The organism is Pontibacter sp. GD7 (assembly GCF_058216375.1).
Window position 1 is genome coordinate 186,740 of record NZ_JBYZMP010000007.1, and the last position, 21,584, is coordinate 208,323.

The following is a 21,584-nucleotide window of genomic DNA, read 5'->3' on the forward strand; positions in this document are numbered from 1 at the left end:
AACCCTATTTTAGTTTTGTTATACATGATTAGTTAAAAGAGTATCCAAATGAAATTATAACTGAAGAGATACCGCCGCTGGAAATGGCATTCGCCTCCTTACCGTTTACACGTGATAGAGCCAGGTCGAGGTTAAGGCCTTTAGATCTGAAGCCGACGCCGAAATTAGGCTGCACACGCTTGTTCATGCTGCCGTCAAAGTTTTTGGTTTCCTGGTAATTGTTAAAGCCTCCCCGCACAAAAACCACATCAGCGTAGATCAGTTCCACGCCAACATGCGGATCAACCGACATCAGGTCAGATTTTAACAATACGTTTCGCTTGCCGTCAAAGGTCAGGTCAATGTCCGTGGCCACCAGGGCCGAAAATTTCTCGTTTATCTCAAAGCTTTTGCCAATACCAAGTATAAGGCGGGGCAAAGTAAGCTCAGCAGAACTCTCCGGCAGGTCGTTTCCGGTTTGCTGGTAAGCCGCCTCCAGTTCTTCCACGTTGTGCGTCCAGGCCGTGAAGGTTGTGGTTATGTCTTTGGCCATTACACCAAATTGCCAGGTCCCGCGCTGTAACTGTGCCCCTGCATCTATGCCAAAGCCATAGGCGTTGGCGAACTCGCCAACATTTCTATAAATAAGCTTGGCACTGGCACCTAACTGCAAACCCTCTATCAGGTTGCTGCGGCGGGCATACGAAACCAGCATAGCATAATCAGCTACCGAAAAAAACCTGATGCTGTCGTACTGGATATATCCGTACTCGTTCTGCAAGCGGCGGGTATCGGCAATATCGTCTACTCCCAACCTGATCACAGAAACGCCCAATGCGCTGTTCTGGTCCAGGGGCATGGCAAAGCTGCCGTAATCGTTCTTGGCTATGCCGGCAAAAAGCTCCGAATGCATCAGCGCCACATTATACTTATACTTCAGATTTAACAGTCCGGCAGGATTCCAGTAACCGGCGGTTGCATCGTTTGCGATAGCAGACTGCACATTACCCATGCCAAGTGCCCTGGCTCCTACACCAATATTCAAGAACTCATTGCTATACTTTGGGGTGGATACCTGCGCTTGGGCAACTATACTGCAGGCAATAAATGCCACTATAAAAAAAAGGCGGAGGGTGATATTATGCATACAACGGAAGTATAAATCTTATCATAAAACTGGGCAAACTATGCTGCAACTGTGCATCTTAAGCTTTTTCTAAAAGCGCAAAAGATGTTTCTCTAACACCTGTAACCGCATTTTAGTTGACTTTTTCCCAATAATATTTTAGTACAAATTTACTGATTTAAAATTATAATTCTTGGCAATTAAAACCAATTTAAATAAGCCTCGTAAAAAATTTCAAACAGTACCTTGTTTTACATAGTACCTTTTTATATCTTTGCTTCAACATTATAAACGGATCATCATGAAAGTAGAAAACACACAAGTGCAGATGAGGAAGGGAATCCTTGAGTTCTGCATCCTGGAGATTATCTCTCGTGGTGAAGTATATGCGTCCGACATGTTAGAAGAGCTTACAGCGGCCAAAATGATCGTTGTGGAGGGTACACTTTACCCGCTCCTCACTCGCCTGAAGAACGCGTCACTTCTAGAATATAACTGGCAGGAGTCTACCTCCGGGCCACCACGAAAGTATTACAAGCTCACCGAATCCGGGCGGACGTTCCTTGAGGAGCTTCGCGCCACGTGGTACGAACTAGTTGACTCCACAGAATACATTATCCATAACAAGAAAGCGCAGCAGTCATGAAAAAGAATATAAGTATCAACTTGCAAGGCATCATTTTCCACATCGAGGAAGACGGATACGAGCAGCTAAGCAGATACCTGGCTTCTATCAGAACGTATTTCTCTAACTATGAGGGGCACGAGGAGATTATTGCCGACATCGAATCAAGAATTGCCGAGATTTTCTCTGCCAGGCTTAACCCCGGCAAACAGGTTATATCACAGGAAGATGTGCAGTACCTGATCTCACGCATGGGTAATGTAACCGACTTTGAGGTGGCAGAGCCAATAGAAGAGGAAATCCCTTATTCAACTGGCAGGGCTACCAGCGAAGGTGCCTATACTTCCGCAGGTGCCAAAAAGCTGTTCCGCGACCTTAACCATAAGGTAATTGCCGGTGTTTGCTCTGGTATAGCCAATTACCTGAGCATCGACATGGTGTGGATCAGGCTGCTTTTTGTTATCCTGGTTATCGGCATACCGTTCTCAGGAGGCATTACCAGCTTCGGAATTATACTTTACATTGTGCTCTGGATCGCCATGCCGGCCAGCGACTCGTTACCTGAAACCAACATCAAAAAGCTGTTCCGGGACCCTGAGGACAAGAAAATTGCAGGTGTTGCCAGCGGTATAGCCAAATATTTTGGGGTTGATGTTGCTGTGGTCCGTATCCTGTTCCTGGTGTTCATCTTCCTGGGTGGCTTTGGTATACTTGCCTACATTGTGCTTTGGATCGCCGTGCCAGAGGCTGTAACGCTAACGGAGCGCATGCAGATGCAGGGCGACCCGGTTACGCTGGCGGGCATTGAGCGCACCCTAAAGGAGAACCTGAACATGCGCGACACTAATGGGCACGAAACACCCTTAGCCAAGATCATTTTACTGCCTATCAGGCTGATATCGCAGATATTTAGCTGGCTGGGCAAGTCGCTGGGGCCTATACTTGGCGTGCTGCTTACACTTATTAGAGTTGGTGCAGGTATAATTTTGCTGGTGGTTTCTGCGGGTCTGGCAGTGGCGCTTGTTTCAGCTTTCTTTGTTTCGTTGGGAGTAATTGATGAGTCGCAGTTCGTGAACCTTGGTGATTTTCCGGCCTCCGTACTGCTCGGGGGCTTTCCCAGGCTCGGACTGGTGGCAGGTTTTATTGTAGGCCTTATCCCGTTATTACTACTGATCATACTTGCCGTTAGTCTTCTTATCAAACGCACGTTCATGCGTCCGATTGTGGGCTGGTCTATGTTTGGTGTTTGGCTGGTTGCTTTGTTCACCATGATTGCCACTATCATTGGTTTTAGCAATAACTTCCGCAGAAGTGGCGAGGTAGTAACCACAAAAACGATTCCGGTTTCTGGGTTCAATACGTTGGTGCTGGACGCCTACGACACGAACCTGGATTACGATAACATCTACATTGATGTGCAGGAGTATAACGGCAGCGAAGTGGAAGTTATACAGCGTGCAGAGGCAAAAGGCAAAACCGAGGCCGAGGCGCAGCAAAATGCCCGCATGATAACCTACCAGGTTTTGCAAAAAGACTCAGTACTGCGTTTCGATAACAGCTATGAGTTTAAAGAGGGAGCTGTGTTCCGTGACCAGGAATTAAACATCGTACTCAGATTACCCAAGAATAAGCCACTGCGCCTAACCCGCGAGTTTACATACTTGCTGCCTAGCGCCACTTTTGATCAGGATTATAGCCGCGATAAGATCGTGCGCAATACCTGGCAGGTGAAAGGTGACATGCTGGAGTGCCTTACCTGCGCCACCGACACCCTTGACACAGAGGACTATGATTTTGGCTACGATGAGAGCAGCGCTAATGAAGGCGACATAAACCTTGACATTGAGCGTGGCGCCGTGAAAATAAGCGGCAGTGTATTACTGGGTGCCGACGAGTATAGCAGCAACACCAGGACATTAGAGTACAGGGATTTTAATGCTGTGTCGGTTAGCGGCCCCTATCATGTACAGCTGCGCCAGGGCGAAAACTATAGCGTTAAGGTAAGAGGCGAACGCGACGACCTGAAACGCATGAAAGTGGAGAGATCTGGCAGTGAGCTGCGTATTGATCATAAAGACAGAAACCTTAACCTTTTCAGAGATCGCGACCCTGTTCTGATACAGATCACGGCACCAAATATCCGGAAGATCGATCTATCGGGTGCTATCAGAGCTGATATCTCGAGAATTACCGGTGATAACCTGCGCATGAACTTTGCCGGTGCCATTCGCTCCAACACTAGCGTAAATGTACGTGACCTTAGAGTGGAGATATCCGGTGCCTCGATAAGCAAATTTACTGGCCGCGCCGATCGCTTTGAACTAGACGCCACAGGTGCATCAGGTATAGATGCCCAGGGTCTGAAGGCAAACGCTGTTGATGTGGACCTGACGGGTGCGAGTGTAGCTGAAGTTTATGCCGTAAACACGTTACGCGCTGATGCCTCGGGTGCCAGTAAGATCACATACTCAGGCAATCCCAAAAACACGACCATAGACAGTTCTGGCCCAAGCAGCGTGAAGCGAAAATAAAGCTTTAAGATCTGACGGAACCCTATACCAAACCACTACGGCCAGCCGTTTTAAAGACAGTGTTTGTTTAGTTGTTTTATGTTTAGTTTTTAAAGGAGGAGGTTGCCAATGCAACTCCCTCCTTTTTCAGTAGTTCTGCACTATACTGGCTCAATAAGCTAAACTAACCTGTTTAAACCAGGCATTTGCACCCCTCCCTACACATTGGTGTTTTCAGCACTTAACCACAACCTATAAACTATGTTAAAAGACAAATCTGTGTTGCTTTTTATGGCAATGCTATTAACCACAACCGCCACATTGGCCCAAAAAGCTAAAACTGCAGAGGGCTCAGCCTGTGACTCTAAACTAATCGCGTACCACAACTGGAAAGAAACGCCCAGAACCGAATGGAATTTGCTGCTTAGTACGAAAAACAGCGGCAACTTAACTTACTTGGGTGCGCACCACTCCAAAGATGTGTCCCATCCACAATTTGCACAGATTCTAAATGCCTGGGAAAAGCAAAGCCCGACCATTGCTTTTTTCGAGGGCCCCGATCGCGGCATAGGCAGTACCGACACAGAAACCATCCAAAAATTTGGAGAGTCTGGCTATGTACGCTACCTCGCTAAAGTACAAGGCATCAAAACCCAGTCATTAGAGCCTGGCCCGCAAGATGAAGTAAATTATCTGCTTTCGTTAAATAAGTTTACCCCAGAGCAAATCAAGCTTTTCTTTATACTTAGAGAGGCAAGCAGACTACGTGAACGGAACGGGATGGGTGAGGAACAAATTAAAGCTATAATCGCGCAGGTAATGGAAAAGGCTAACCAGATGGTGCCAGCATTTGCCAATGTACTTCCCAATGTTGCATCCCTGCAACCCGCTTATAACAAGCACTGGTCAGTGCCAGCCAATTGGTGGGAAGCGCCAGCTGCCTGGTTTACACCTGGAGGAGATGGGGAAAAGACTGGCGGCCAGTTCACAAATGATATAAACCGACACAGCAGCGAGTTCAGGGACCTATATATGTACAGACTTTTGACAAATGCCGTGCTCAGGGGCGAAAAAGTATTTGCCGTGGTGGGCCGAAATCATGTTCCTATGCAGGCGCCGGCCATCAAATGTGCCCTAAAATAAGTAACTGGATGTGTAGCTACTAGCTACACATCCTCTTCTGCTTTAGGCGGGGCTAGCCGTTTTGCTACTGCCAGGCCTTTTTGCACGCCTTCTTTCAGGAGAAAAGCATAGGCATCTTTAAATTCGTTTTTAACCTTACCTTCAAGTATAGCCTCTGTCAGAACCTCTTTCAGCTCCCCTACTGTTTTGGATGGCTTTAAATCAAACGTCTCCATGATGATCTCGCCTGTGATCACTGGCTGGAAATTGCGCAGCTTGTCGCTTTCCTCCACTTCTACCAGACGTTTCTCAACCTTATCAAAGTTGTGCAGGTAGCGTTTTACCTTGGTGTCGTTTTTTGAGGTGATGTCGGCACGGCAAAGCTTCATCAGCGCATCAATGTCGTCGCCGGCCTCAAACAGAAGCCTGCGTATGGCCGAGTCGGTGACGGTTTCCTTTACAAGCGCGATTGGGCGCAAGTGTAGCCTCACCAGCTTTTGCACGAACTTCATGTGCTCGTTCAGGGGCAGTTTCAGGTCACGGAATAGCTTAGGCACCATGCGGGCTCCCCGGTCCTCGTGCCCGTGGAAGGTCCAGCCGGCTTTTGGGTGATAACGTTTGGTGTCTGGCTTTGCGATGTCGTGCATAATGGCAGACCAACGCAGCCACAGGTCATCCGATACCTCCGCCACATTATCCAACACTTGCAAAGTATGATAGAAGTTGTCTTTGTGCGAATTGCCGTTAATGGTTTCCACTCCCTGCAGTTCCACCATTTTCGGGAAGATCAGGTGCAGCAAACCGGAGGCAAACAGCAGCTTAAAGCCGTAGCTTGGTTTTGGTGAAAGTATGATCTTGTTCAGTTCATCAATAATCCGCTCTCCCGATACGATTTTGATGCGTTCCTTATTGTCGATTATGGCATCGAAGGTGTCCGGGTCAATGTCGAAGCCAAGCTGTGAGGCAAAGCGGATGGCGCGCATCATGCGCAGCGGGTCGTCTGAGAAAGTAATACCAGGCTCCAGCGGCGTACGGATGATCTGGCGCTTCATGTCCTTTATACCATCAAACTCGTCGATCAACTCACCGTAGTTCTGCTTGTTCAGGCTAATGCCTAAAGCGTTTATGGTAAAGTCGCGGCGCTTCAGGTCATCGTCCAGCGTTCCGATCTCAACTTCCGGCTTTCTGGAGTGCTCGCGGTAAGATTCTTTTCTGGCCCCTACAAACTCTACTTCCCAGTCACGGTCGCGGAGCATAGCGGTGCCAAAATTCTTAAAGATGGATACTTTAGGCCTGTGTGGTAGCTTTTGTGCAACAGCGGCAGCAAGGCCAATACCATCGCCAACACACACCACATCAATGTCTTTGGATGGTCTTTTAAGCACCAGGTCACGCACAAAACCTCCAATTACGTAAGCCTCAACACCTAACTCTGCAGCAGCCTCCGCCACCACCTCAAATATGGAATGTTCCGGTAATTTTATTTTCTCCATCAGTAAAAAGCAAGCACCTCAGGCTACATGTTAGCAGCCTGAGGTGCAAAAGTAAGGCATTATTTCTAGACAAAAGACTTTTCCTTGTGAATGTACCTGACAAAGGAGTTTTAGACAAAGGACAAAAGATTGAAATTTTTCTATTAGTAAGAAAAGAATTACAACAGCCTCTTAGTTCGTTACCGTTTCATCTTTTATCCTTCGTCATAATGTCTTTTGTCAAAACTTAATCTCGAAGTATAGTTTGCTTACCGTCAGGCTCTATTTTAATAATACGGGATGGCTTTGCTTCCACCTCTTCGTCCTGCCGCCAGCGCACTACGTGGTCTACACGCTCTTTTATACTTTCTGATACCTCTTTAAACGAAGCAGCCGTTGGTTCGCCGCTTATATTTGCAGAGGTAGATACTATTGGACGGCCAACCTGCCTGACCAACCGGTGACTGAACTCATCTTTGGTAATGCGTACGGCTATACTTCCGTCTTCGGCAATTACTTCTTTTGGGAGGTTTTGCGCACCCGAAAGCACATAGGTCGTAGGTCTCTCCTGTTCATCAATTAAATCCGTTAGCTTGCCCGGCACCTCTTTTACGTAGCGTTTCAGCATGTCCAGGTCAGCCATCAGCAGGATCATCGATTTCGATTCTTCCCGTTCCTTTATTTTGAATATCTTTCTAACCGCCCCTGCATTTTCGGCATCGCAGCCAATTCCCCAGACTGTGTCGGTTGGGTAAAGTATAACGTTGCCAAGTATGATTTCTTCCTCAGCAGCCTGAATCTCTTTAACTAACTGGCTCATTTTTTAATTGTTAAATTGTTTAATTGTTGATTGTTAGTTGCTGATTGTTGATTGATTTAGCTTTAAGAACTGAAGACAACAATTTAACAATGTAGCAATTCAACAATTTACTTAATTTCCTGCGTCAGCTCCACCAGCACGCCGTTGGCGGTTTTAGGGTGTACGAAGCAAACCAACTTGTTGTCAGCGCCTTTTTTAGGCTGTTCATTTAGTAGTGTAAAGCCTTCTTTTTTCAGGCGTTCCATCTCCGCGTAAATATCGTCCACTTCAAAAGCAATGTGGTGGATGCCCTCTCCGCGCTTTTCGATAAATTTGCTTATGGCGCTGTCCGGTGTAGTACCTTCCAGCAGCTCTATCTTGGTACCGCCTACTTTAAAGAAGGAGGTGTTCACATTCTCCGATTCAACAAACTCGGTTTTGTAAGGCTCAACGCCTAAAAGTTTAAAGTATAAACTATTTGCTTCGCTAAAATTTTTAACCGCGATTCCTATATGTTCTACGTTTTTCATTTTCAGTTTGTAATTAGTCTAAGTAAGGTTTTTTTGTTAATTTTGCGTCCGGTTCAAAACTAATAATTTCCTTAAACTGTTTAGGTAACAGGACAAAAAGTAGAGAAAAAACGATTTATATGCTAACATTACCGATATACCTGGATAACAACGCCACTACGCCATTAGACCCTCGCGTGTTGGAAGCCATGCTGCCTTACATGACAAACATGTTTGGTAACGCTGCTTCTAGAAACCATGCATTTGGCTGGCAGGCCGAAGAAGCCGTTGATTATGCACGTGAGCAGATCGCTTCGCTGATCAATTGTTCTCCAAAAGAAATCATCTTTACGTCTGGAGCAACTGAGTCGGACAACCTTGCCATTAAAGGCGTGTTCGAGATGTATGCCTCTAAGGGTAACCACATTATTACCGTTACCACTGAGCACAAAGCCGTTCTGGATACTTGCAAGCACATCGAGAAACTGGGTGGCAAAGTAACATACCTTCCTGTAAACGCAGAGGGCCTTATCGACCTGAAGCAATTGGAAGAAGCTATCACAGACAAGACGATCCTTATCTCTGTAATGTATGCCAACAACGAGATTGGCGTGATCCAGCCGATCCGTGAGATCTCTGCTATTGCTAAAAAGCACGGTGTGCTGTTCTTTACAGACGCAACGCAGGCAGTAGGCAAAATTCCGGTGGACGTAGAGGCTGACGGCATTGACCTGATGGCATTCTCTGGCCACAAAATGTATGGTCCTAAGGGTGTTGGTGCGCTTTATGTGCGTCGTAAAAACCCGCGTGTTAAAGTAACTGCCCAGATGGACGGTGGCGGCCATGAGCGTGGCATGCGTTCTGGTACACTAAACGTGCCTGGCATCGTTGGTTTAGGCAAAGCTTGCGAGATCGCAAAGCAAGATATGGAGTCTGATACCAAGCGTATCGCTGCCATGCGTGACCGTTTAGAGAAAGAGCTTCTTACTATTGAGGAGTCTTACGTGAACGGTTCTGTGGAGCATCGTCTGCCACACGTTTCTAACATCTCCTTTAAGTATGTAGAAGGCGAAGGCCTGATGATGGGTGTAAAAGACCTTGCAGTATCTTCTGGTTCTGCGTGTACTTCTGCCTCTCTGGAGCCATCTTATGTACTTAAGGCATTAGGCTTGAGCGATGACCTGGCACACTCTTCATTGCGTTTCGGCCTGAGCCGTTTCACTACGGATGAGGAAATCGATTACGCTATCGATCACGTAAAAGAAGCTGTAAGCAAGCTTCGTGAAATGTCTCCGCTTTGGGAGATGTTTAAAGAAGGCATCGACCTTGACACGATTGAGTGGGCAGAACACTAGGAGATAATTATGAATTAGTAATTATGAATTATGAATGGCTTTTTCAGCAGATTCATACTTCATAGCTACTGATTCAATTAATAATTCTTAATTCATAATTCGTAATTAACAAAAGCTATGGCTTATTCTGATAAAGTAATCGATCATTATAGCAACCCACGTAACGTAGGTACGCTAGACAAATCAAAATCAAATGTTGGTACTGGCCTTGTTGGTGCCCCTGAGTGCGGCGACGTAATGCGCCTTCAGATCGAGGTAGACGAGAACCAGGTAATTACCGACGCTAAGTTTAAAACTTTTGGCTGTGGTTCGGCTATCGCTTCTTCTTCTCTGGCAACAGAGTGGTTGAAAGGCAAAACTGTAGACGAGGCACTGGCGATTGACAACATGGACATTGTGGAAGAACTGGCATTGCCGCCTGTTAAGATCCACTGCTCTGTACTTGCCGAGGATGCCATCAAAACTGCCATCAACGACTACAGAGTAAAGAACGGTTTGCCAGCACTGGAGCTGCCTAAGTCTCACCACTAAAAACGAGACTCTATGGAGTCAACGACAGATGTGCACGTTGAAAGTGCACGCATTCAGAAGCAGATTGAGAACCACTTAGGCATAAGCGGTAGCAGTCTGCTTTTTGAATTCAGGCAGATAGACAATAAGCTGCGCCTCGACCTGATCACGATAAACCCGCGGCACCAACAGTCGTTCCTGTTTCACTCGGAAACCGGTTACGACAAAGTGGATGTGCTGCGCAAAATGCTGAACTATGTTCAGAACTACCGAGATCAGGAAAGCTCTTATACTGTGCAGTGGATGGCCCACGAAGACAAGGAGTTACAGACTTCATACTTCAGGGCACGTAATATGTATGAGGCGCTTGATAAGTTATACTATGGCCGCGACATGAACACGATCACTGTTTTCAGTGTGGTGCTCAATCCGGTTTCTTAAAAGATAAATATTATGATCACAGTATCAGACAAAGCAAAAGAGAAAGTACTGAAGCTGAAGCAGGATGCCCAGCTTGACGACACGTTCCGTTTGCGCGCTTCTGTTACAGGTGGCGGCTGCTCTGGCCTTTCCTACAAACTGGATTTCGATGATGAGGTTAAACCCATGGACCAGGAGTTTGAGGACAAAGGCGTAAAAGTAGTAGTGGACATGAAGAGCTTTTTATACCTGGCAGGCACCGAGCTGGATTTCTCAGACGGCCTGAACGGTAAGGGCTTCTATTTCAATAACCCCAACGCTTCGCGTACCTGTGGCTGCGGCGACAGCTTCTCGGTGTAATTAAAGATTGCAATTATATACAAACAGCAGGGGCAGCTAATAATAGCTGCCCCTGCTGTTTTATTGGTTTTAACTTCATAGCTCAAGTTGTAATTAACACAACCTTGCACCCCTCTCAAGAGGGGAATTACATGCAGGAGTAAAATTTCCCTCTTGAGAGGGGTGCAAGGTTGTGTTTACACCTAATGCCGTCAACTTAAGGAAATCGCTCTTTCGGACTTCTTTGTCCGAAAGTAAAACTGCCAGGGGACATCCTTGTCCCCGTATTCCGCAACGCGAACAAGGATGTCCGAATCAGCTGTACAAAATCTTTAAACTGACGGCATTGTGTTTACACTTGCCTGGTTTAGCATATAGCGCAACTTAAGTTTTATACTTTCTTAAACCGCTTAGAGCTTTTACTGCCTTTCGCATCCTGTACTACCAAAACATAGGTACCGCTGCTTAGTTTGCTGATATCTATACTTTGCTCGAGGTTTCCGCCTAATTGTATTTGAAGCACCTTCTTCCCCATCACATCTAAAACCACAGCTTCTTTCGCATCAAGTGCATCCGTAAATTTAAGGTATAGTGCTTTATCAGCAACAGTCGGGTATACCTGAAATTCTGACTTAGACATAGCCCTGCTTATACTTACCACGCGAGAATAAGTATGATCGCCGTTCGTATCCACTTGTTTTAAGCGGTAATAAGAAACGCCGGTCAGGGGTCGCTCGTCAATAAAGTTATAATTCCGGGTGGTACTTACCGTGCCTGCTCCTTTTATTAGCCCGATCCCCTCAAACAAACGTCCATCTGAGCTGCGTTCTACTACAAAGTGATCGTTGTTCTCTTCGCTGGCAGTTTGCCAGCTTAAGGATACAGTATTCTCCCGGGTATAAGCCGAAAAACTCTTCAATTCGATAGGCATAATAGTTGGCCCTGCGGTAGCATCTGTTCTCCAGGTGAGACTGAAGTCATCAATGGCTAACCCATGATCCGCCTCCGGTTCATCGGCATCTTTCCAGCGCAGCATAATATAGTGCCCCGCCGGAATATTGACTGCTAAAGTATGGAAAAGCATTCTGCGGTTAGCTGCATCGTTTCCGTTAAGCGGAGAGCCGGCGGCAAAATAAATTGGCGAGAAAAAGGTAAGCTCATTTACCTGTGTCCAGCCGGCATCGCCTGCAGGCCATAGGTTAAAGCTGTTACGATCGCTGCTGATGGCATACCAGAATGTTACTTTATGTATACCGGTGGTACTATTGGCGCTACGCCACTGCTCTCCTACATAACTTATATCCAGCGCCCTTATGTTATTTCCGGTATTGTTCTGGAGCAATAGGCCATACGCAAACTCGCCTCCGTTTGTAGAACCTATAGACCCTAATGCTCTATCAGAAGCATTAGAAGCTCCGTAACTATAAAGACCACCTGTATTACTTGTTCCTGTATTTACCGTAAGCGCATTTAGAAGCGGTTTAGTACGATGCAAACTCCAGCCTGTAAAATATTCCGTTCCGCTTGCCCAGGTACCACTGGTTTGGCTTGGCAAGCCGTCGAAATTTTGGCTGTAGTAGGTATTATACCTGCCCATACTTACTTGCGCGTGTGCAGTAAGGCTTAGAAAAAGACCTGCAAGCAGAAATACCGTACAGGTCTTTCTCAGAAGCGTAAATTTGTTCTTCATAACTCAGAAAGAGAAATAGAATTGCCAGGCTTAGTTACAGTACTGGCAAAGTTTTAGATTATTGCAGCAACTTCTGAATTCTTGATATAGTTCAATTAATTCAAAAATCTTAGTAAAGATATTCATATAGGGGAAACACATAAAAAAGCCTGTCCTTTTCAGAACAGGCTTTTGGCGTATTAAACTTTCATTTATCTGACTCAGGTTATTTATTACGACAAATCAGGCAGGTTTAAATCTACCCCAACCTCATCGAGGAGGCAGGGCCGTTAAGTTCTAATAAATTCTATACTGAAATCATAAGTAGTCATACTCTAAACCTGTGATTTTGACCCTCAAGGCCAGTTAAGGAAGCCTGTCCCGGGTGGAGTCCTGTGAAGACTCAACTTTATTTGTAAGTCACGAACCTGGAGATTCGCGCCAGTAACAGGTAGAACTTAACGACCCTTAAGTTACTATGCCGCAAGTTTTCAACTTGTGGCTTGAAATGGTGTTGAGTTTTCAACTCAACTGGGCATAGGCTCAGCTATAGCAAATCACGTGTCTCAGATCCCGGACTTGATACAGGACGAGGACGCTCGTAATTAACTATAGCTGGGCCTCTGGCCCAGTAGGATTGCAAATCCTACGATATATTAAGTCACGGATCACAGATCCGCGCCAGCAAAAGTTAGAATGAAATGCCCCTGCCTTCAAAGGGGGACAATTGATCAGGAATTCTCCCGTCCTGTTTTTATGATGGGCGGGGTGGATTAATTGTAATTTGAGCTACCTACATTACTTGCCCTACACCAAACAGCAGCACAAATATTAGCGTGGCTATTGCCATCTGTTTCAGGTAAGGATCGAGTTCTTTGGAGGTTTGCTTACGCCATACATTAATTCCGTTTAGTAACAGCAGCGGCGTGGCAAGTATAAATAACCATTGCCAGTAACTATAAAAGTTAAGGGCCACATAAAGTATGGCACTGAGTACACCGCCAATCAGAAGTATAAAATGGTATAACCGTGCTTTAACTGGCCCTAAGCGCACAGGTATAGATTGCTTACCGGCCAGCTTATCGGACTTCATGTCGCGGATATTGTTTACATTGAGTACCGCTGTTGAGAAAAACCCACATACCAAAGCAGGAAGTATAACCAACGGCTGCAACTGCTGTGCCTGCAGGTAATAGGTCCCCAACACACCAACCAAGCCGAAAAAAATAAACACAAACACATCGCCTAAACCGGCATAACCATAAGGCTTGTCGCCGGCCGTGTAATTGATGGCAGCCCATATAGAAGCCAGGCCTAAGGCCAGAAACACCAAGAACAGTAGCAAGCCCTCCGAGCCAAATGCAACCCACAGCAGCAGCAAACCAGAAAGCAACGACAGCAGACTGAAAACTACCATACCTGTTTTCATGTGCTCGGCTTTTATGTGGCCGGCCTGCACGGCACGCATGGGCCCTTCGCGGTGCTCACTGTCGGCGCCGTGTTTAGTATCGCCGTAATCGTTGGCCAGGTTTGAGAGTATCTGCAGGAACAGGGTGGTAAGTATACATAGGCCAACAATTACCCCATTAAAGTAACCATTGGCAGCTGCAATAAAACCACCCATACCAATACAGGAAAGAGCCAGCGGCAATGTACGTGGCCTAAAAGCCGAAATCCAGGCCTTAACAAGACCTGGATTCTGCGATATGTTCTGTGATGTGTTGTCCAAAGTATAATTTGTTTGCCGAAGCTTTGACGGCAAGTATAAAATTATTGCTGAATAGCAGCCATGATCTCTTCTCCCATTGGCTTAGCTTTGGAAGGGAAGAAAGCAACTACTTCACCGTTTTCGTTTACAAGGTACTTACAGAAGTTCCAGTTTGGTTCTTCGTTATTTGGGGCATTCTGGGCCAGCCAGGTATACAATGGGTGCTTGTCCTCGCCTTTCACTGAGATCTTATCGAACAACTGGAACGTTACGCCGTAGTTTTTCTGGCAGAAGCTGGCAATTTCCTCGCTGCTGCCTGGCTCCTGGCCACCAAAGTTATTCGCCGGAAAACCAAGTATAACTACTTTGTCGCCATGTGTCTCGTGCAGTTTTTGCAGGTCGGCATATTGCGGGGTATAGCCACACTCCGAGGCTGTGTTTACCAATAATACCTTTTTGCCTTTATACTTTGAGAAATCGATCTCTTTTCCATCCAGCGATTCCATTTTAAAAGTATAGAAATCGCTTTTGGTAGCTGTGTTTGATGCTGTTTCTGTTGCCATAGTTTCTGTTGATTTAGTTGCCTGATTTGGCTCTTTGCAGGCGGTAAACGCAACCGCCGCAGCCATAGTTAAGAAATAAAACCTTTTGATCATTTGGGTTACGTTATACTTATGCAGAAACAGTATGTTTTAGTTTTTGTTTTAATAATTGAGTATGTGCAAAGACGCAAAATATTGCGTCTCTACGTTTTCCTGCCGCTCCGCTGTGCGACAGCTGTTCCAGATTTGTAATCCGGAACTTAGGTTAAACGTGGATTTTTAATCCGCAACTAGCATAATTCCGGATTACAAATCAGAAAGAGCTAAAGCTATACTATACGATTAACACACCCCTAACCCCTCTCAAGAGGGGAATCTCATGAATGAGTACTCTTATTAAAAGCTCTTACAGACAAGCATTATCCACAGCCACCACAAAAAACTTCAGGACGACACAAACAGGAATCCCACTAATCAAAAAGATCCCCATTAATCTGTGGTCCGGTTTTACATACGCTCCGGCACCTGGATGCCCAGCAAGCTCATGCTCTGGCGAATCAGCCTGGCTACCATCGCCGATAAAGCGATACGGAAGCTGCGCGCCTGCTCGTCTGTCTCGTTAAAGATGGAGATCTCCTGGTAGAATCGGTTGTAAGCCTTGGCAAGTTCATAGGCATAGTTAGCCAGCACAGAAGGTGCATACAGGTTGCCAGCCTCCTTAACCACAGCCGGATAGTTTACCAGTTGCGTGATAACCTCCTGCTCTGTTTCGTGAAGGGCTGTCATGGTATCGAATGAGGTTGCATCCACGCCAATGCTCAGTTCAGCAGCCTTGCGAAGTATAGCCGAGATACGGGCATGGGTATACTGCACAAACGGACCGGTATTGCCACGGAAATCAATAGACTCCTGCGGGTTGAACAACATGCGCTTCTTAGGGTCTACTTTCAGAAGGAAGTACTTCAGAGCACCCATTGCTAAGGTATGATAAAGCTCCTGCGCCTGCTCTGGCGTAAAGCCCTCAATTTTGCCCAATTCCTCCGTCTGCTGACGCGCTGTGTCAATCATCTCCTGCACCAGTTCATCGGCATCCACTACCGTACCTTCACGAGATTTCATCTTGCCAGAAGGCAGGTCTACCATGCCGTAAGACAAGTGGAAGATACCATCCGCATACGATTTGCCCAGCTTCTTCAGCGTAGCCTTTAGTACCTGGAAATGGTAGTTCTGCTCATCGGCTACCACGTACACCGACTGGTCGTATGGAAAATCGTTATACTTTAGCTCGGCCGTTCCAAGGTCCTGTGTGATGTAAACGGATGTTCCGTCGGCTCTTAAAAGCAGTTTCTCGTCAAGGCCTTCATCGGTCAGGTCAACCCACACAGAGCCGTTCTCTTTTTTAAAGAAAACCTCTTTCTGAAGGCCTTCCTCCACGCGTGCCTTGCCTAAAGTATAAGTCTCAGACTCGTAATAGTATTTATCAAAATCAACGCCGATGGTACGGTAGGTCTGGTCGAAGCCGGCATACACCCAGCTGTTCATCATTTTCCAGAGATTTACAACATGCTCGTCGCCCTGCTCCCATTTCAACAGCATGTCCTGTGCCTCTAGCATCCAGGGGGCCTTTTTCTTAGCCTCCTCTTTGTCCATGCCTTGTGCTAACAGTTCGTCTATCTGCTCTTTGTAAGCCTTATCAAAAAGCACATAGTATTTGCCTACCAGGTGGTCGCCTTTAATGCCGCTGCTCTCCGGTGTTTCGCCGTTGCCCAGTTTCTCATAAGCCAGCATCGACTTACAGATGTGGATACCACGGTCATTCACCAGGTTCACCTTCATCACATTGTGTCCGTTGGCCTTCATGATCTCAGCCACAGAGTAGCCCAGGAAATTGTTGCGCAAGTGGCCCAGGTGCAAAGGCTTGTTTGTATTTGGCGAGGAGTACTCTACCATCACATTGCGTCCGCTTGCCTCAGCCTGCCCAAACGCAGGGTTCTGCATCAGGTCGCGGAACAAGGCCAGCCATTCTGTGTCCTCTACCTCCAGGTTCAGGAAGCCCTTTACCACGTTAAAGTCCCTGATCTCTTTCGCGTTCTCTTTCAGGTACTCACCCAGGGCCTGCCCGATCTGCTCGGGGCCTTTGCCAACTTGTTTAGTGTATGGGAAAGTTACGAACGTAAAAGAGCCTGCAAACTCTTTGCGTGTAGGCTGCAGGGCAATTTGAGAGGCATCAACAGATATATCGAACAAGGCCTGAAGCGCCTTGCTTATACTTTGGCTAATTGCGTTTTGTAATTGCATTAATGTATGGCTGTACTTTTAGATTCTCGGTGTAAGATAGCCTCTGTGGCTGTCTCTAATATATCGAAGGCGTTTTCCGCCATCGTATTCTCTGTATCCAGGGTCGGGTTTATCTCGGTCATTTCGTAGCACACCACGCGTGGGTCCTGCAGCAGGTGGTAATTCAGTTCCTTGGCTTCCTGCACTGTCAGACCAATGGCCACTGGCGTTCCGGTTCCCTTCGAGAACTTGGAATCCAGGCTGTCCACGTCGAAAGACACATAGATAATGTCGCAATCCTGCAGACGTTCCAACGCTTCCTCGGCTACCCTTTCTGCTCCCTTCTGTGTGAACTCTGCGTAAGTAAAGTTCTTGATACCGTGCTTCTGGATAAAATAATCTTCCGGCTCCTCGGTGTCGCGAACCACGATGTATACCAGGTGCTCAGGCTTTAGTTTCGGCCCGTTATAGCCAAGCTTCTTCAGCGAGTTCCAGAAAAAGATCGTTTCCGGTTCAGGCTCATTTATCTGGCGGTCCAGGTTATCCACGTTCAGAGCCATGGCCAGCGGCATGCCGTGCACATTACCCGATGGCGAAGTATAGGGCGAGTGAATGTCTGCGTGCGCGTCTATCCAAATCACACCTAGCGTAGCATCCGGATATGCAGCCTTAATGCCAGCTATGGTACCGTGCGCATTGGAGTGGTCTCCGGCCAGCACCAACGGGAACATGCCCATGTCTATGGTTTGCTCCACGGCGTTGGCTATATTCTTCTGTACCGTTAGGATGCTGTCGATGCGGTGTGCGTTCGGGAAAACATCCTTGTCAAACAAAGTATAGTTAAGGTCGGGTACAGATATCGAGTTAAAGCGCTTGAAATAATCCGAGCCTTTGTCCCAGCACGCCACACGCAGGGCATCGATGCCCATACTTGCGCCACGCGTTCCGGCACCCAACTCCGATTTTACTTCTATCAGTTTGATTTTCTTCATGTGTTAGTTCGTAGTTTTATCGGCCCACATGCAATCGTTCAATGCTTCCGTTTTGTGCCTTAAAAAGGTGAAAATGGAATAAATTACTGAACGTTTCACATAATCTGAACAAAGTTTTTGCAAAGATGGTAAAATACAATCAATATTGCATGTTTTCTTAACCCACACATCACAGAATGGATAAATACACCGACCTGATTCACCAAACTTTCGACTTCCCGACAGACGAATTCCAGGTAGAGAATAACGAGCTTTTGTTTAACGGCATTCCGCTGATGGACATCATCAAGCAGTATGGTACTCCTTTAAAATTAACATACCTGCCCAAGATAAGTTCTCAGATACAGCGTGCCAAGCGTCTGTTTAACGATGCGATCGAAAAGCTGGATTATAAGGGTACTTATACGTATTGCTATTGCACCAAAGCATCGCATTTCTCATTTGTGATGGAGGAGGCGTTGAAAAACAACATCCACATCGAAACCTCGTCAGGGTATGACATGCAGATTGTGCGTGCCCTGTACAAAAAAGGCAAGATAGACAAGGACACGTATATTGTCTGCAACGGCTTTAAGCGTAACCGATACCGTAAATGGATCACGGAGCTGATAAATGAGGGCTTTGTGAACTGCATGCCTATACTTGACCACCTGGGTGAGATAGACTACTACAAGGAGCACGTGAACGTGAAAACCAAAGTAGGCATACGCCTGGCCTCCGACGAGGAACCGAAATTCGAGTTTTATACTTCGCGCCTGGGCGTGCGCTACAACGATGTGATAGACCTGTATGAGCAACAGATTAAGCCGGACAACAGGTTTGAACTGAAGATGCTGCACTACTTCATCAACACAGGAATCAAGGACACTTCATACTATTGGTCGGAGTTAAGTCGTTTTGTACATAAGTATGCAGAGGTAAAGAAAGTATGCCCGGAACTCGACACGATTGATATTGGCGGAGGCTTCCCGATCAAGACCTCAATCCAAACGGAATACGACTACCAGTACATGACAGAAGAGATTCTGCGTACCATTAAGCGTATCTGTGCTGAGGAAAACGTGCCGGAGCCAAATATTTTTACGGAGTTCGGTATTTTTACGGTAGGCGAAAGTGCAGCCAACATCTACTCTATACTGGATGAGAAGTTGCAGAACGACAAGGAGTTGTGGTACATGATAGACGGATCGTTTATCACCAACCTGCCGGATGCCTGGGCGCTAAACCAGCGCTGGCCGCTGCTTGCCGTTAACCATTGGGACAAAGAATACCGTAAAATACAGCTGGGTGGCATGACCTGCGACAGCCAGGACTACTATAACTCGGAGATGCACTCGTTCCAGGTGTTCCTGCCGAAGATACCAAAAGACGAGCCGCTTTACATCGGTTTCTTCCATACGGGTGCTTACCAGGAACAATTAAGCGGTTATGGCGGTATAAAGCATTGCCTGATTCCATCGCCGCAGCACATACTCGTAGACCGTGACGAAGATGGCAATATTAAAACCTGGCAGTTTGCCCCGGAGCAGAGCTACGAAACCATGTTAAAGATACTTGGCTACGAAGTATAATATTGCAAAGGCGAAGTTTTTAGTAAGTGTCTTTTGCTTTTAACTGAAAAAGTATATTTTTGATCTTGAATCCCAAAATGATAGTAATATGAAAAGAGTGTTAGCAGTAGGTGCCTTATGTTTAGCGCTTGGTATGGCGTCTTGCAAAACGTATTGCCCGGCCTACAACTATGCAAAAGTTGAGAAAGCAACTAAAACCACAGTAACTGCTAAAGTTGCTACAGACACCCGAGCAAACGGCTAAGTATAAGCCTCTGCTTTAAAAATATAAAACCGGCTCCTGGGCCGGTTTTTTGTTTTTATACTTTCTGGTTGATATACTTTCTGGCTGCGCTTATTTTTCCAGCACGCTTTTCAGGTTATTCAATCCCATCTGCAGGTCGTTGCCGAGCATTTCTTCCATATCCATAAACACCATCATCAGGTTCATAGGGTAAGCCATGTGACCATCAAAGCCCCACTTTACTTTGGTAGCGGTATCAGACACTTTCTCCGTGATCATAAAAGCATTATCGGTTGCCTCAAAAGGTTCATAAAAACGCAGCTCAAAGTCCAGCTTCTCGCCTTCTGTAATGCCTTTGATCTCCTGCTCCCCCACTCCTACTTCTTCATTAGTGCTCTCCCACCTCGACACAAAGCCAACGGTACCATCTGTGCCTGTATAGGATTTCTTCATTTCAGGGTCCATGGTGGCCCATTTGCTATAATAGTCCTGATTCTTCAAATATTTTACATAGTTAAAGACTACCTCTTTCGGTTGGTTGATCACGATCTCACGCTCTACATGGTAATTTCCTTCAACGAAAGCGGCAGCCACCAGCGCAAGCGCTACCACTGCTACAAGAGCAAGCAGAATACTTTTCAAAATCTTCATTTTTGTGTAGTTAAATAGTTAGGGTTAGTGTAATTGAAAACAAAAGAGGTCAGTTTGCTTCAGAAGGGAAGGAGGCTTTGCCGTAGCGGTTTCAGAACCAAAAACGGCGCATCAAATATAAATCTATTTTACAAAGAACCACTAAAAAAACATATTGCTAAGAAAGTATAAAGCTGGTGGCTTTTCAGGTTAAGGCAGCAGCGCCACGATCCGGAGCGGCGCACCGCTTCCTCCCTTTATTTTCATGGGCAAAGCCAGCACCTCAAAACCCCGCTCAGGTAGTTGGTCCAGGTTGGTGAGGTTCTCGAAGGCAGGTATGTTTTGCGACAACAGCGTAACATGGCTCTGGAACATGGTAGATTGGCCGTAATCTATACTTGGCGTGTCGATGCCAATAGCGTTGATCTTGCGATTCTCGACCAGCCACTTGGCAGCTTTGGGGTCCAGACCAGGAAAATGCAGCTCTTTTACAGCAGCTTCGCCGCGTTGCTCGGTACCAAGGTATTGCAGCTTATTCGGGTAGTATGCCGCATAACCGGTATGCAATAACACAATGCTGCCATCTGGTATCTGCATGCCATGCCTGGTTTCCCATGCTTTTAGGTCTTCAGTTGTTATTAGGTAATCCGGGTTGCGTTGCGATTTCGCTGTTACATCTACTTTTATGGCGCTGCCAATTAATTTTTCCAGCGGGATCTCTTCCACGGTCTGCCCGGTTTCAGAGAAGTGGATGGGTGCGTCTATGTGTGTGCCGCCGTGCTCTGCAGTGGCAAAGTTGTTGGCGGCATAGTAATACCCTTTGTCTGTAAAGCCTCTAAAAACAGTATCCAGCTCAAATTCTTTGGCCGTAACCCAATAAATTGTCTCACTGGAATAATCATGCGACAGGTCTACGATGCGGTGTTGGGATAAGTAGGATTGCGCAGTCTCGTTAGCAGTTTGTGTTGTACTTGAGGGGTCATCACACCTTACCAGCAACAACAAACAAATGAAAGCGGTTGGGGCTAATAGTTTCATAACTTGGGGGTTAGCTCTGTCATAAAACTGTATACGGTACTTAAAGCCACTGCATACTAAGCAAGTCTCCCCGGTGCAAAATTAAGTTTAAGCATCTGGCCCTTTTGCTGATCGTTGCCCGGCTTTAGTAGCCTTTGATGCCCTCTAGCCCCTAAAAGCCTGAAAGAC

Annotated in this window: 19 protein-coding genes; 8 read left to right on the forward strand and 11 right to left on the reverse strand. The window is 46.4% G+C overall.

Annotated features, from left to right (window positions below; translation table 11 throughout):
* Nucleotides 1-28 precede the first annotated feature (28 nt).
* The gene (locus AC4BAP_RS12825; protein WP_490583054.1) at nucleotides 29-1,126 is read right to left on the reverse strand and encodes a putative type IX sorting system protein PorV2; all 1,098 of its coding nucleotides are present in this window, start codon (nucleotides 1,124-1,126) and stop codon (nucleotides 29-31) included.
* A gap of 280 nt (nucleotides 1,127-1,406) precedes the next feature.
* Here AC4BAP_RS12825 and AC4BAP_RS12830 point away from each other — a divergent pair, with 280 nt between their 5' ends.
* From AC4BAP_RS12830 to AC4BAP_RS12840, 3 genes are all read left to right on the forward strand, one after another.
* Nucleotides 1,407-1,751, forward strand: a complete 345-nt coding sequence (locus tag AC4BAP_RS12830) for a PadR family transcriptional regulator (RefSeq protein WP_490583055.1) — start codon at nucleotides 1,407-1,409, stop codon at nucleotides 1,749-1,751.
* The gene (locus AC4BAP_RS12835) at nucleotides 1,748-4,261 is read left to right on the forward strand and encodes a PspC domain-containing protein (protein ID WP_490583056.1); all 2,514 of its coding nucleotides are present in this window, start codon (nucleotides 1,748-1,750) and stop codon (nucleotides 4,259-4,261) included. The genes AC4BAP_RS12830 and AC4BAP_RS12835 overlap by 4 nt, the downstream gene beginning before the upstream one ends.
* Before the next feature lie 240 nt (nucleotides 4,262-4,501).
* Nucleotides 4,502-5,383 carry a hypothetical protein gene (locus AC4BAP_RS12840; RefSeq protein ID WP_490583057.1) on the forward strand — a complete coding sequence of 294 codons (882 nt, stop codon included), beginning with the start codon at nucleotides 4,502-4,504 and terminating at the stop codon, nucleotides 5,381-5,383.
* A gap of 23 nt (nucleotides 5,384-5,406) precedes the next feature.
* On the opposite strand, the gene AC4BAP_RS12845 is transcribed toward AC4BAP_RS12840, so the two are convergent.
* The 3 genes from AC4BAP_RS12845 to mce all read right to left on the reverse strand — a co-directional run bounded on the left by AC4BAP_RS12845 (nucleotide 5,407) and on the right by mce (nucleotide 8,163).
* Nucleotides 5,407-6,855 (reverse strand): CCA tRNA nucleotidyltransferase, encoded by a 1,449-nt coding sequence (locus AC4BAP_RS12845; RefSeq protein WP_490583058.1) that lies wholly within the window; start codon nucleotides 6,853-6,855, stop codon nucleotides 5,407-5,409.
* A 226-nt stretch (nucleotides 6,856-7,081) separates the two neighbouring features.
* The gene (locus AC4BAP_RS12850) at nucleotides 7,082-7,654 is read right to left on the reverse strand and encodes an L-threonylcarbamoyladenylate synthase (RefSeq protein ID WP_490583059.1); all 573 of its coding nucleotides are present in this window, start codon (nucleotides 7,652-7,654) and stop codon (nucleotides 7,082-7,084) included.
* Between the two features lie 107 nt (nucleotides 7,655-7,761).
* Complete coding sequence (gene mce / locus AC4BAP_RS12855; protein WP_490583060.1) at nucleotides 7,762-8,163, reverse strand: methylmalonyl-CoA epimerase; 402 nt, start codon at nucleotides 8,161-8,163, stop codon at nucleotides 7,762-7,764.
* A 119-nt stretch (nucleotides 8,164-8,282) separates the two neighbouring features.
* Between mce and AC4BAP_RS12860 the strand changes: the two genes are divergently transcribed.
* The 4 genes from AC4BAP_RS12860 to AC4BAP_RS12875 all read left to right on the forward strand — a co-directional run bounded on the left by AC4BAP_RS12860 (nucleotide 8,283) and on the right by AC4BAP_RS12875 (nucleotide 10,787).
* Nucleotides 8,283-9,497 carry an IscS subfamily cysteine desulfurase gene (locus AC4BAP_RS12860; RefSeq protein WP_490583061.1) on the forward strand — a complete coding sequence of 405 codons (1,215 nt, stop codon included), beginning with the start codon at nucleotides 8,283-8,285 and terminating at the stop codon, nucleotides 9,495-9,497.
* Between the two features lie 117 nt (nucleotides 9,498-9,614).
* Nucleotides 9,615-10,028 carry a Fe-S cluster assembly scaffold IscU gene (gene iscU / locus AC4BAP_RS12865; RefSeq protein WP_490583062.1) on the forward strand — a complete coding sequence of 138 codons (414 nt, stop codon included), beginning with the start codon at nucleotides 9,615-9,617 and terminating at the stop codon, nucleotides 10,026-10,028.
* A 12-nt stretch (nucleotides 10,029-10,040) separates the two neighbouring features.
* Entirely contained in the window at nucleotides 10,041-10,448 is a 408-nt protein-coding gene (locus AC4BAP_RS12870; RefSeq protein WP_490583063.1) for a hypothetical protein, read from the forward strand.
* Nucleotides 10,449-10,460: 12 nt separating this feature from the next.
* The gene (locus AC4BAP_RS12875; protein ID WP_490583064.1) at nucleotides 10,461-10,787 is read left to right on the forward strand and encodes a HesB/IscA family protein; all 327 of its coding nucleotides are present in this window, start codon (nucleotides 10,461-10,463) and stop codon (nucleotides 10,785-10,787) included.
* Nucleotides 10,788-11,157: 370 nt separating this feature from the next.
* On the opposite strand, the gene AC4BAP_RS12880 is transcribed toward AC4BAP_RS12875, so the two are convergent.
* The 5 genes from AC4BAP_RS12880 to rocF form a co-directional block, all read right to left on the reverse strand.
* Complete coding sequence (locus AC4BAP_RS12880; protein ID WP_490583065.1) at nucleotides 11,158-12,456, reverse strand: T9SS type A sorting domain-containing protein; 1,299 nt, start codon at nucleotides 12,454-12,456, stop codon at nucleotides 11,158-11,160.
* Between the two features lie 772 nt (nucleotides 12,457-13,228).
* A complete protein-coding gene (locus tag AC4BAP_RS12885) occupies nucleotides 13,229-14,164 on the reverse strand; it encodes a 1,4-dihydroxy-2-naphthoate polyprenyltransferase (protein ID WP_490583066.1) in 936 nt (311 codons plus the stop codon).
* A gap of 41 nt (nucleotides 14,165-14,205) precedes the next feature.
* Nucleotides 14,206-14,706 (reverse strand): glutathione peroxidase, encoded by a 501-nt coding sequence (locus tag AC4BAP_RS12890; RefSeq protein ID WP_490583067.1) that lies wholly within the window; start codon nucleotides 14,704-14,706, stop codon nucleotides 14,206-14,208.
* Between the two features lie 486 nt (nucleotides 14,707-15,192).
* A complete protein-coding gene (argS, locus tag AC4BAP_RS12895) occupies nucleotides 15,193-16,983 on the reverse strand; it encodes an arginine--tRNA ligase (RefSeq protein WP_490583068.1) in 1,791 nt (596 codons plus the stop codon).
* Entirely contained in the window at nucleotides 16,983-17,954 is a 972-nt protein-coding gene (rocF, locus tag AC4BAP_RS12900; RefSeq protein ID WP_490583069.1) for an arginase, read from the reverse strand. Before rocF ends, argS begins: the two co-directional genes overlap by 1 nt.
* A 176-nt stretch (nucleotides 17,955-18,130) precedes the next feature.
* Here rocF and AC4BAP_RS12905 point away from each other — a divergent pair, with 176 nt between their 5' ends.
* Nucleotides 18,131-19,525, forward strand: coding sequence for a type III PLP-dependent enzyme domain-containing protein (locus AC4BAP_RS12905; RefSeq protein WP_490583070.1), 1,395 nt, complete (start codon nucleotides 18,131-18,133; stop codon nucleotides 19,523-19,525).
* A gap of 334 nt (nucleotides 19,526-19,859) precedes the next feature.
* Here the strand turns inward: AC4BAP_RS12905 and AC4BAP_RS12910 are convergent, their stop codons facing one another.
* Nucleotides 19,860-20,399, reverse strand: coding sequence for an SRPBCC family protein (locus AC4BAP_RS12910; protein ID WP_490583071.1), 540 nt, complete (start codon nucleotides 20,397-20,399; stop codon nucleotides 19,860-19,862).
* A 189-nt stretch (nucleotides 20,400-20,588) separates the two neighbouring features.
* Nucleotides 20,589-21,416 (reverse strand): cyclase family protein, encoded by an 828-nt coding sequence (locus AC4BAP_RS12915; protein WP_490583072.1) that lies wholly within the window; start codon nucleotides 21,414-21,416, stop codon nucleotides 20,589-20,591.
* Nucleotides 21,417-21,584: the final 168 nt, after the last annotated feature.

What these genes read in the sequence shown, in the direction of transcription:
- iscU (WP_490583062.1), top strand. Translation starts at nt 9,615, where the DNA reads ATGGCTTATTCTGATAAAGTAATCGATCATTATAGCAACCCACGTAAC.
- AC4BAP_RS12860 (WP_490583061.1), top strand. Translation starts at nt 8,283, where the DNA reads ATGCTAACATTACCGATATACCTGGATAACAACGCCACTACGCCATTA.
- AC4BAP_RS12835 (WP_490583056.1), top strand. Translation starts at nt 1,748, where the DNA reads ATGAAAAAGAATATAAGTATCAACTTGCAAGGCATCATTTTCCACATC.
- argS (WP_490583068.1), bottom strand. Translation starts at nt 16,983, where the DNA reads ATGCAATTACAAAACGCAATTAGCCAAAGTATAAGCAAGGCGCTTCAG.
- AC4BAP_RS12915 (WP_490583072.1), bottom strand. Translation starts at nt 21,416, where the DNA reads ATGAAACTATTAGCCCCAACCGCTTTCATTTGTTTGTTGTTGCTGGTA.
- AC4BAP_RS12870 (WP_490583063.1), top strand. Translation starts at nt 10,041, where the DNA reads ATGGAGTCAACGACAGATGTGCACGTTGAAAGTGCACGCATTCAGAAG.
- mce (WP_490583060.1), bottom strand. Translation starts at nt 8,163, where the DNA reads ATGAAAAACGTAGAACATATAGGAATCGCGGTTAAAAATTTTAGCGAA.
- AC4BAP_RS12840 (WP_490583057.1), top strand. Translation starts at nt 4,502, where the DNA reads ATGTTAAAAGACAAATCTGTGTTGCTTTTTATGGCAATGCTATTAACC.
- AC4BAP_RS12825 (WP_490583054.1), bottom strand. Translation starts at nt 1,126, where the DNA reads ATGCATAATATCACCCTCCGCCTTTTTTTTATAGTGGCATTTATTGCC.
- AC4BAP_RS12850 (WP_490583059.1), bottom strand. Translation starts at nt 7,654, where the DNA reads ATGAGCCAGTTAGTTAAAGAGATTCAGGCTGCTGAGGAAGAAATCATA.
- AC4BAP_RS12845 (WP_490583058.1), bottom strand. Translation starts at nt 6,855, where the DNA reads ATGGAGAAAATAAAATTACCGGAACATTCCATATTTGAGGTGGTGGCG.
- AC4BAP_RS12910 (WP_490583071.1), bottom strand. Translation starts at nt 20,399, where the DNA reads ATGAAGATTTTGAAAAGTATTCTGCTTGCTCTTGTAGCAGTGGTAGCG.
- AC4BAP_RS12830 (WP_490583055.1), top strand. Translation starts at nt 1,407, where the DNA reads ATGAAAGTAGAAAACACACAAGTGCAGATGAGGAAGGGAATCCTTGAG.
- AC4BAP_RS12890 (WP_490583067.1), bottom strand. Translation starts at nt 14,706, where the DNA reads ATGGCAACAGAAACAGCATCAAACACAGCTACCAAAAGCGATTTCTAT.
- AC4BAP_RS12905 (WP_490583070.1), top strand. Translation starts at nt 18,131, where the DNA reads ATGGATAAATACACCGACCTGATTCACCAAACTTTCGACTTCCCGACA.
- AC4BAP_RS12875 (WP_490583064.1), top strand. Translation starts at nt 10,461, where the DNA reads ATGATCACAGTATCAGACAAAGCAAAAGAGAAAGTACTGAAGCTGAAG.
- AC4BAP_RS12880 (WP_490583065.1), bottom strand. Translation starts at nt 12,456, where the DNA reads ATGAAGAACAAATTTACGCTTCTGAGAAAGACCTGTACGGTATTTCTG.
- rocF (WP_490583069.1), bottom strand. Translation starts at nt 17,954, where the DNA reads ATGAAGAAAATCAAACTGATAGAAGTAAAATCGGAGTTGGGTGCCGGA.